Here is an 8,752-nt window from a genome sequence, read left to right as displayed (position 1 = left end):
TGCGAACCGGGGGTGCTGCAAACCATTGAACGGGCGAACGCCGCTCAAGAAGCCTATATCCAGGGTCAGGGAACCCTTGAGGAGCTGGCCACCGCATGGGGGGACGCCGCCCTGGAGGCTCGACGACAGGGGGATCGCCTGCGACAGGCGGCCCAGGCCATCCGGGCGACGATTCAAACCATCGAATGGGAAATCCGCTCATGCGCTCCCGCCGCGCGCCCTGGCCCCGATCTCATCGAAGTGCAAACGGAGGAGACCTGGATCTATCAGGCCAGCATGGTTTGTCCGCCAGGCCAGAGCGTGACCGTCGAGCGGGTGGTCACCTACCCCCGCGAAATCTACCGGCTGGCCGTCCAGGGAGCTGGCTGGCGCATCATCCGCTGGTCCCCCGGTGAGGGGATACTCCAGCGGGATTGGCGCTGCCCGTAGAAACCGGATATTTCCATCGAAGGAGCCTTAAGCCATTGAGCACCACCAGCAGCGTGCTCCCCTCATGACCCACGACCGCCAGCGGTAGGGGGATCCCCAGGCCGAAGGTGAGCGCGACCAGCAGGGCGATCACCCCGCTGGCCAAGGCCAGGTTCTGCCACACGGTGCGCATCGCGGCGCGGGCCATAGCGATGGCTTCAGCGACCCGGCGGAGGTCTTCTTGAAGCAACACCACATCGGCCGTCTCAATGGCCGTATCGCTTCCCATTTTCCCCATTGCGATCCCGGCTGAGGCCGCCGCCAGGGCTGGCGCGTCGTTCATCCCATCCCCTACCATCGCCACCGGCCCCAAGGTTCGGGCCATGGCCTGAATGCGCTCCAGTTTCTCCTCGGGCAATAACCCGGCCTCCACATGCTCGATCCCCACCGCCTGGGCCACGGCACGGGCGACCGCTGGGTGATCCCCCGTCAGCATGACCACCTCGATCCCCATGCGGCGCAATGCGCGCACGGCCTCAGGAGCCTCCGCTCGAACCCGGTCCGCCACCTCAATAATCCCATGCCACTGCCCATCGTAAACCAGCAGAGCCGTCCGACCCGCGTGTTGAACCTTCTCCAGCAAGACACTCACCTCAGAAGGAATAGGAATGCCTTCCTGCTGGAACAAGCGGGGGGAACCCACCCAGATCCGATGGGCGTTGGCAAAGCCAATGACCCCTAACCCAGGACGGGCCTCGACCTCCCGGATCTCCTGCAACGCCAGGCCCCGCGCCCGAGCCTCCTCCACAATCGCCCGGGCGATCGGATGTTCGGAACGGGCTTCCACCGCCGCCGCCAGGGCCAGGACCGAATCGGGGCCGGTGCCATCCAGCGCGCGGACCGCCTGCACCGCCACCCGATTCTCCGTGAGGGTCCCCGTTTTATCCATCGCCACGACCCGGACCCGGGCCAGACGCTCCAGGGCCATCCCTCCTTTAAACAGGATCCCCCGTCGAGCTCCGGCGGCGATCGCCGAAAGGAACGCGGCTGGAGTGCTGATCACCAGGGCACACGGCGAGGCGACCACCAGCAGGGTCATCGCCCGATAGAAGGCCCGCTCCAGGGCTTCCCCCCACAGCCAGGGGAGGATCAACGTGAGGGCAGCCCCAGCCAGAACAGCCCACGCATAGCGCTGTTCAAACCGATCGATGGCCTGTTGGGTGCGAGCCCGCTGCGCCTGCGCCTCCTCCACCAGATGGATGATCCGCGCCAACATGGTATCGGAGGTCGGGCGGGTGACTTGAATTTCCAGCGCCCCGTAACTGTTCAGCGTGCCCTCAAAAACCGAATCGCCTGGCCCCTTCGGGGCTGGTATGGATTCCCCGGTGAGCAACGACTCGTCCACCGCGGAAAAGCCCGCCACCACCACCCCATCGGCTGGAATCCGTTCGCCCGGCCGGATCAAGAGGTGATCCCCCACTTCGATCGCTTCGACCGGGATCGTTTCCTCCGTCGTCCCACGGAGGCGTCGAGCCGTGGAGGGACGGAGCTTCAGAAGCCCCCGGATGGCTTGGCGGGTCCGCTCCAGGGCCAGGGTCTGCAGAGCGTTCGAAAGCGAGAAGAGGAACAACAACGTCCCTCCCTCTTCCGCGTGCCCGATGAGAGCGGCCCCCAGCGCCGAGAGCAGCATCAGCAGATTGACATCCAGACGTCCTTCGCGTAACGCGCGGGCGCCATCCAGCACGCCATAGAAGCCTCCAAAGAAATAGGCGGCGATCCAGAAGGCTCCTTCCATCCCGGGGATCGCCCAACGCGAGAGCATCCCCCCGGCCAGCGCTGTGAGGGTCAACCCCACGAAGGGGAACTCCAGCCGGCGCTCCTCCAGGACGAAACGTCGGATCCCCTCCCCCATTGCTCAGTTCACCTCCGCGGCGGTCGCTTGGGTCTTCCGTTGACATTCCGGGCAAAGGCCGTAGTAGACCAGGCGGGCTCCCCGCAGGGCATAACCGGAGCGGGCCACCACCTGCTGATACAAATCCCCGACATCCATGCTCTCCAGATCCTGCACCCGGTGACAGGAAAGACAGACCAGGTTGATATGGGGATCAGTGTCCCCGTCGTAATGCACCATCCCATCCCCAGCGTCCCCCAACGCGCTCACCAAACCCAGCCGCACCAGGACGTCCAGGGTCTTGTAAACCGTGGCCAGGCTGAGGGTGGGGAAACGCCGGCGAAGGCGCCGGTAGATCTCATAGGCGGTCGGATGGCTACGGCTCGCCGCCAAGACCTCACAGACGGCCACCCGCTGGGGGGTCAACCGCAACCCAGACTCCCGCAGACCTTTCAGCATTGCCTTCAAGCGCTCCGAACGCCGATACATTGGATAACTCCTATCTCTAGAGAATCATTATCCAAAACAGATGCTACTCCAAAAGCCGGGTTTTGTCAAGCCGCTTCCCCACCAGGGCCGATCGCTTTCAACACGCATGCGGTCCCTTGATCTTCGAGAGGGCGGAGATCCTCGTTACGGCGGCGAAGCCGTTGCAAATTTCACAACTCATATGAGCACCGTCATAGCAGATATATGAATAACGACACTAGCGGCCAAGGCGTCGAAGGCCTATTTTCCAAAGTGGACCATCTGGGTCCATAATATCTAAATTTCCCTTGGAGATCCCAATGGAGATCAGCCGGCGGGCCGATTATGCGCTGCGGGTGATCCTGGACCTGGCGATGTTGCCTTCAGGGATGCGGGCGCGGGCTCGGGATATCGCACGGCGACAAGCGATCCCTTATGCGTTCCTGCAAAAGATCATCCGGGATCTTTGTGCGGCCGGCTTCGTTGAGGCCAGTCGAGGTCGACGGGGTGGGGTGCGGTTGGCCCGGCCGCCTGAATCCATCACCCTGCTGGAAGTCCTGGAGGCCATGGAGGGGCCGATCCGCCTGAATCGCTGTTCCCGCGAACCCCATCTCTGCCCCCGCTCGAGCTTTTGCGCAATCCACCCGATTTGGGCTCAAGCCCAGGCCTATCTGGAGCAGCTCCTCGGTTCGACCACCTTCGCCGAAGTCGCGAAGCGGAGCCTGCAGATCCGAATGATGCAATCGCGCAACGGGATGAATGGAGCGAGCGCCTCATTGAACCAGGAACCAGCGACCGTTCAGGTATCTAAGATCAAGTGAGCGGTGGAAAGACAGCTTCCGACGGCTGCTCCCTCGGCGGAATCGCGAAAGTGGATGCATCGTTGCGCTTAGGAGTTTGAGGGCGATTGCGTGTCGGGGCTTGCGATTCACCGCACAAGGAGGTGCGGAAATGCATGAAACCTTCCAACCCCGCGCGGCTTTGCTTCTGTTCCTTGCGATGATCCTTCTGTTTGCTGCCATGTGGTTCGGTCTGTATCTGACCATCCTGCTCCCACGCGGGATGACGGCCTTCTAATGCTGGAAGAGGTTTTATGGTCCTTAGGGGCCTTTGGGCCGTCTTCGCGGCCCCCAAGGAATTTTTTCTCCTCTCTCCCCACAACCCTTTGGGCTGTGGGGAGGGGAAGGGCCATCCGCCCCTTCCACCGTATGCCCGGGGAAGCACCATCCATCCATTAAGACAATCGGGAGGTCCATATGATTCGGGATCCCTTTGAACGCGTAGCCATCTTCGGCGCCGGCTTGTTGATGACCGCTTTCTTCGTCGCGATCGTCATCGGCGCCTTCGGCCTGGGGATCCGTGTGCCCACCTGCGTCACCGACATCCCCCCCTTCGATCAACCCGCTGTGGTGGAAGTTGCCCCGGGCCAGTATGTGGTGAATGTGGTTGCCCAGATGTGGTTGTTCAATCCCCGAGAGATCCGGATCCCCGCAGGCTCCACCGTAACGTTCAACCTCACCTCCAAGGATGTCCAACACGGCTTTAAGATCTTGAACACCAATGTGAACATGATGGCCGTGCCCGGGGTGGTGAACCGGGCCCAGGCCCGTTTCGACCAGCCCGGGGAGTACCTCATCGTCTGCCACGAATATTGTGGGCTAGGCCATCACGCGATGTCCGCCAAGGTGATTGTGGAGCCCCGCGTCGCCGGGGAACCAAGCCCGAACCTTGCTCGGGCCTTCGCCTCGGCTGCGACCTGCTGGGCGCGCTAAACACTCGATCGCTCTTTCAGGGGGTGCGCCATGGGATTGAAGGCCAAAGACATTATGACGACGGAGGTAGTGACCATCGAGCCCTCCGCCACGGTGGCGGAGGCCATCGCGTTGATGAAGGAAAAGGGCCTGCGCGCGCTGATCGTGGAGCGGATGAACGAGGAGGATGCTTACGGCATTGTCACCGAGACGGACATCATCTACAAAGTCGTCGCCCAAGGCCTCAGCCCGCAGTCGGTGCTGGTCCGCGAGATCATGACCAAGCCCTGCATCGTGGTCAATCCGGATCTATCGGTGGAGAATGTAGCCCGCCTCTTCGCGCTGACCGGGATCCGGCGCGCGCCAGTGATCCGCGAGCGGCTGCTGGGCGTGATCTCAGTGACCGATATCATCCGCAAAGCCCTTTAAGCGGGCTTCGCATGGCAGTATTCGTTTGGGGCTCATCGTGCTATCTACGCAAGGTCTAAAAAGGGGGTCGCTATGGGAGCTATCGCGATTTCCGAGAGCGAGAAGCGGTTGATCCGCTGGCATCTTTACATCGCCTACATCGCGATCGCCATTGGGATCTTCTACGGCCTGCTTCAGGTCCTCAGCCGGGCCAAGTTGTTGCCGCCGATGCCTTGGTATGACTACTATCAAGGCTTAACATTTCACGGGGTGTTGAACGCCCTGGTGTGGACCACCTTCAACATCGTGGCGCTGCTGGCCGTTGCCGTCCGCGCCTCCCTCGGCCGTCCGCTCTACAGCCTGAGCTTGGGCTGGACCGGCTTCGGGCTGATGACGATCGGGGTGGCGGCGGCGGGCTACGCGATCCTGACCCGCCAGGCGAATGTCCTCTACACATTCTATCCCCCGTTGATGGCCCATCCGGCTTTCTACTTGGGAGCGACCCTGTTAATCGTTGGCTCGTGGATCAGCGGGGCCAACCTGATCCTGACGTATGTGGCCTGGCGGCGGGAAAACCCCGGTCAACGCACCCCCCTCATGACCTTCGGTTCCATCGTGGTTTTCGTCTTGTGGTATATCGCCACCCTGGGCGTGGCCATTGAGGTCCTCTTCCTCCTGCTCCCCTGGTCCCTGGGCCTGGTCAAGCAAACCAACCCGATGCTGGCCCGCACGCTCTTCTGGTACTTCGGGCATCCCCTGGTCTATTTCTGGTTGCTGCCTGCCTACGTGGCCTGGTATACGATGGTCCCCCGGCTGGCCGGCGGCAAATTGTACAGCGACCCGATGGCCCGCCTCGCCTTCCTGATGCTGTTGCTTTTCTCCACGCCCATTGGGGTCCATCATCAATACACCGACCCGGCGATCGGTCAGGAGTGGAAACTGGTTCACGCCTTCGGAACCTTCATTGTGACGATCCCCAGCTTGCTGACCGCCTTCAACCTGATGGCCTCCCTGGAATACGCGGGGCGACAACGGGGCGGTCGGGGGCTGATCGACTGGATCCTCCGGCTCCCCTGGGGCGAGCCGGCCTTCGCCGGCGCCACACTTTCCATGATCGCCTTTGCTTTCGGGGGGATCAGCGGCATTGTGAACGCCTCCTATAACGTGAACCTGGTGGTTCACAACACCTCATGGGTGCCCGGCCACCTGCACTTGACGGTGGGCACCGCCGTCACGCTGACCTTTATGGCCATGGCCACCTGGATGGTCCCCTACTTGACCGGCCGCGCCCTGTGGAGCCGCAAAGTGGCCCTGGCGAACATGTATCTGTGGTTCATCGGCGTGATGATCTTCGCTGTGGGGATGATGCGCGGTGGGTTGGAAGGGGAGCCGCGGCGGACGAACCTGGGCTTCTCGCCGTATCTGCTGCCGGAGTGGATGCCTTTCCTGATCATGGCCGCGATCGGCGGGACCCTGATGTTCATCGCGGGAATGCTGTTCCTGCTCAATATGGCGATGACCTTGTGGTTCTCCCGACAACCGGCCCAAGCGGAGGTGCCGATCGCCGAGGCCCTGCACACCGCCGCCGATGCGCCGCCGGCTTTTGAGCGCTGGCGGGTATGGCTGGCGGTGGCGGCCGTTTTGATCGTGATCTCGTATACGCCGGTGCTGACCCAGGTCCTCCAGACCTCCCCGTTCTCGGCCTACGGGTTCCTGCCTTCGAACCCCGCGCCGATTCGGTAGAGGTCGGGACCCCGGGATCTCCCCAGGATGGCCCTACCGCTCTCTCGCGAAGGCATAAAGTGTGGGCCGGCCGTCCGCGAACAGCCGGCCCCTAGCGCTTTTTCCAGACTTGATTGCTGGATACGGCCGAACACGTTTTTACGCAGTCTCCCTGGGGGTTTTAGGGGCTGGGGGGCGGCCGAAGGCGGCCCCCAGCCCTTGGAGGATTCTTTCTCCTCTCTCCTCGCAGCCCACAGGGCTGCGAGGAGAGAGGAGAAAGCGCAGAAAGGTCGCAGATCTTCCCAAGTGCATACTTCAAAACACAAGGAAAAAGTGCTCGCAAAGCATGACAAAAACACCAGGAGGTTATGGAAGATGCCACGCTGGTTCTGGCTGGGGGTGGGAATCGGTTTGCTCTTTGTCGCCGCGGCAGGTGCGGTGAAGATCGCCCTGGACGCCCGGGCGGAATCGCTGCCGGTTTATATGACCGTCCCGGATTGGCCGCTTACGGATCAGGAAGGGAACACGTTCTGGCTTGGCCAGACCCGGGGGAAGGTCGTGGTTCTGGGGATGGTCTACACCCACTGCCCCGATATCTGCCCGATGATCACCGCCCGCATGATGGAGATCCAGCAACAGGTCGCCGCGGAGGGATTGTCCGACGAGGTCTTCTTCGTCACCATTACTTTCGATCCGGAGCGGGATACGCCGGAGGTGCTGCGCCATTATGCCCAAGTGCGCAAGGTGGACTTCCGCAATTGGGTTTTCCTCACTGGCGATCCCTCAACGATCCGACACCTCACCGACGTACTGGGGATCTACACGGAGCGGGTATATGTCATTAACGGGACACCGAGGAGCGGGACGCCGGCCGCATCAGAGGCCCAAACCACCTATTTCATCAACCACACCGACCGGATTTTCCTAGTGGATCGCCAAGGGCGGGTTCGAGCGCTCCTCCCTGGAAGCCGCACCGATCTGAACGAGGCGATGGAAAAGATCCGTCGCCTGTTGCGGGAGCGTCCGGCATCTTAGGGCCTTGTCCGCGTGGGTTTTAGGGATACGCACAGGGCTTCTCAAAGTTCTAACAAAGACGGCACAACGGTAAAGCAAGGGATGGCCCAGCCCCAGAAAACCCCAAGATTTAAAGCAGTACCTCGCCAATGTTAGAACATTGAAAAGCCCTGCCCGTTGCGCAATCCCCACCTTCTCTCGGAGGTGTTCAGATGCTTGGTTCGCATCCCACGAAGATGTTGAGGTTTCTGTTTCTCTTGGGGGCTTTGATCGCCGCATGCGCTGCTCCGGCCGCCACAGGCCCCCAGATTCAGATCCAGGACCCATGGGCTCGGCCTGGGGCGATGGGGATGAGCCAGGGGATGGGGCACGGAGGCGAGGGCACCAGCGCGGTCTATTTCGTCGTGGTGAACAACGGCGATCAGCCCGACGCCCTGGTCGGCGCGGCCTCCGATGTGGCGGAAAAGGTGGAATTCCATGAGACTGTGATGGAAGGCGATGTGGCGAAAATGCGGCCGGTCCCCCGGGTTGAGATCCCCGCAAAAGGGCGGGTGGAATTCCGACCTCGCGGCCTTCACGTGATGTTGATCGGATTGAAACAGGATCTGAAGGCTGGGGATACGTTCACCGTGACCCTTCGCTTCGAGAAAAGTGGGGAGCTCCGTCTCTCCGTTCCGGTCAAGGAGATGCCAAAGCAGCCGTGAGACCGCGGGGGGACCCGCCCGTGGAGCATTTGGAGCCGCTGAGAAGCGCACAGGGCCCCTAAAGGCGTCCCGTGCGCTCTAATCAGGTAAGATGCCTTCTGGCTCCTCACCTGCTGGCATGCTATAATTGAAAGCGGTGGGGAGTCGTCTAAGGGGCAGGACACCGGCCTTTGGAGCCGAGGGTGGAGGTTCGAGTCCTCCCTCCCCAGACCCGGGCCCGGCCTGAGCGGCCGGGCCTTTTTTATTAATGGGAACCCATTCTCGGGTTGGTAGTTCCTCCTCTCAGGAGTGGCAAGCTCCAAATGTTGAAGATTCGAAGGACTACGTGGTGAAGGGAATCGCCCCACCCCCCTTTCCTCCCTCCCCGCGCGGCTTTGCCGCGCGGG

9 protein-coding genes, 1 tRNA gene and 1 pseudogene are annotated in these 8,752 nt (G+C 62.0%); 9 read left to right on the top strand and 2 right to left on the bottom strand.

The annotated features are described in order from the left end of the window. The coding region (locus ACFMO5_RS02685; RefSeq protein WP_376791230.1) for a hypothetical protein at window positions 1–429 on the top strand (429 nt) is incomplete at its 5' end. On the opposite strand, the gene ACFMO5_RS02680 is transcribed toward ACFMO5_RS02685, so the two are convergent. Next, entirely contained in the window at window positions 374–2,320 is a 1,947-nt protein-coding gene (locus tag ACFMO5_RS02680; RefSeq protein WP_376791229.1) for a heavy metal translocating P-type ATPase, read from the bottom strand. The genes ACFMO5_RS02685 and ACFMO5_RS02680 overlap by 56 nt on opposite strands. 3 nt (window positions 2,321–2,323) lie before the next feature. Beyond that, window positions 2,324–2,788 carry a Fur family transcriptional regulator gene (locus tag ACFMO5_RS02675; protein ID WP_376791228.1) on the bottom strand — a complete coding sequence of 155 codons (465 nt, stop codon included), beginning with the start codon at window positions 2,786–2,788 and terminating at the stop codon, window positions 2,324–2,326. Window positions 2,789–3,087: 299 nt separating this feature from the next. On the opposite strand from ACFMO5_RS02675, the gene ACFMO5_RS02670 reads away from it, so the two are divergent. The 8 genes and pseudogenes from ACFMO5_RS02670 to ACFMO5_RS02635 all read left to right on the top strand — a co-directional run bounded on the left by ACFMO5_RS02670 (window position 3,088) and on the right by ACFMO5_RS02635 (window position 8,575). Further along, window positions 3,088–3,588 (top strand): RrF2 family transcriptional regulator, encoded by a 501-nt coding sequence (locus ACFMO5_RS02670; protein ID WP_376791227.1) that lies wholly within the window; start codon window positions 3,088–3,090, stop codon window positions 3,586–3,588. Window positions 3,589–3,718: 130 nt separating this feature from the next. After that, a complete protein-coding gene (locus tag ACFMO5_RS02665; protein ID WP_376791226.1) occupies window positions 3,719–3,844 on the top strand; it encodes a hypothetical protein in 126 nt (41 codons plus the stop codon). Between the two features lie 179 nt (window positions 3,845–4,023). Further along, on the top strand, window positions 4,024–4,539 hold the full coding sequence (locus ACFMO5_RS02660) for a cytochrome c oxidase subunit II (protein ID WP_376791225.1): 516 nt from the start codon (window positions 4,024–4,026) through the stop codon (window positions 4,537–4,539). Window positions 4,540–4,569: 30 nt separating this feature from the next. Beyond that, window positions 4,570–4,941 (top strand): annotated as a pseudogene (locus ACFMO5_RS02655) (CBS domain-containing protein); the annotation flags it as partial. Between the two features lie 78 nt (window positions 4,942–5,019). After that, window positions 5,020–6,669 (top strand): b(o/a)3-type cytochrome-c oxidase subunit 1, encoded by a 1,650-nt coding sequence (locus tag ACFMO5_RS02650; protein ID WP_376791224.1) that lies wholly within the window; start codon window positions 5,020–5,022, stop codon window positions 6,667–6,669. Window positions 6,670–7,023: 354 nt separating this feature from the next. Continuing rightward, on the top strand, window positions 7,024–7,683 hold the full coding sequence (locus tag ACFMO5_RS02645; RefSeq protein WP_376791223.1) for an SCO family protein: 660 nt from the start codon (window positions 7,024–7,026) through the stop codon (window positions 7,681–7,683). Between the two features lie 191 nt (window positions 7,684–7,874). Beyond that, entirely contained in the window at window positions 7,875–8,366 is a 492-nt protein-coding gene (locus ACFMO5_RS02640) for a copper chaperone PCu(A)C (RefSeq protein ID WP_376791222.1), read from the top strand. Between the two features lie 137 nt (window positions 8,367–8,503). Beyond that, window positions 8,504–8,575 (top strand) — tRNA-Gln (locus tag ACFMO5_RS02635). The last annotated feature ends 177 nt before the right edge of the window (window positions 8,576–8,752 follow it).

The sequence above is a fragment of the Thermoflexus sp. genome, from assembly GCF_042408365.1.
GTDB lineage: Bacteria > Chloroflexota > Anaerolineae > Thermoflexales > Thermoflexaceae > Thermoflexus.
This window is presented reverse-complemented; position numbering and strand designations above follow the sequence as displayed.

What these genes read in the sequence shown, in the direction of transcription:
- ACFMO5_RS02640 (WP_376791222.1), top strand. Translation starts at nt 7,875, where the DNA reads ATGCTTGGTTCGCATCCCACGAAGATGTTGAGGTTTCTGTTTCTCTTG.
- ACFMO5_RS02675 (WP_376791228.1), bottom strand. Translation starts at nt 2,788, where the DNA reads ATGTATCGGCGTTCGGAGCGCTTGAAGGCAATGCTGAAAGGTCTGCGG.
- ACFMO5_RS02660 (WP_376791225.1), top strand. Translation starts at nt 4,024, where the DNA reads ATGATTCGGGATCCCTTTGAACGCGTAGCCATCTTCGGCGCCGGCTTG.
- ACFMO5_RS02650 (WP_376791224.1), top strand. Translation starts at nt 5,020, where the DNA reads ATGGGAGCTATCGCGATTTCCGAGAGCGAGAAGCGGTTGATCCGCTGG.
- ACFMO5_RS02645 (WP_376791223.1), top strand. Translation starts at nt 7,024, where the DNA reads ATGCCACGCTGGTTCTGGCTGGGGGTGGGAATCGGTTTGCTCTTTGTC.
- ACFMO5_RS02680 (WP_376791229.1), bottom strand. Translation starts at nt 2,320, where the DNA reads ATGGGGGAGGGGATCCGACGTTTCGTCCTGGAGGAGCGCCGGCTGGAG.
- ACFMO5_RS02670 (WP_376791227.1), top strand. Translation starts at nt 3,088, where the DNA reads ATGGAGATCAGCCGGCGGGCCGATTATGCGCTGCGGGTGATCCTGGAC.
- ACFMO5_RS02665 (WP_376791226.1), top strand. Translation starts at nt 3,719, where the DNA reads ATGCATGAAACCTTCCAACCCCGCGCGGCTTTGCTTCTGTTCCTTGCG.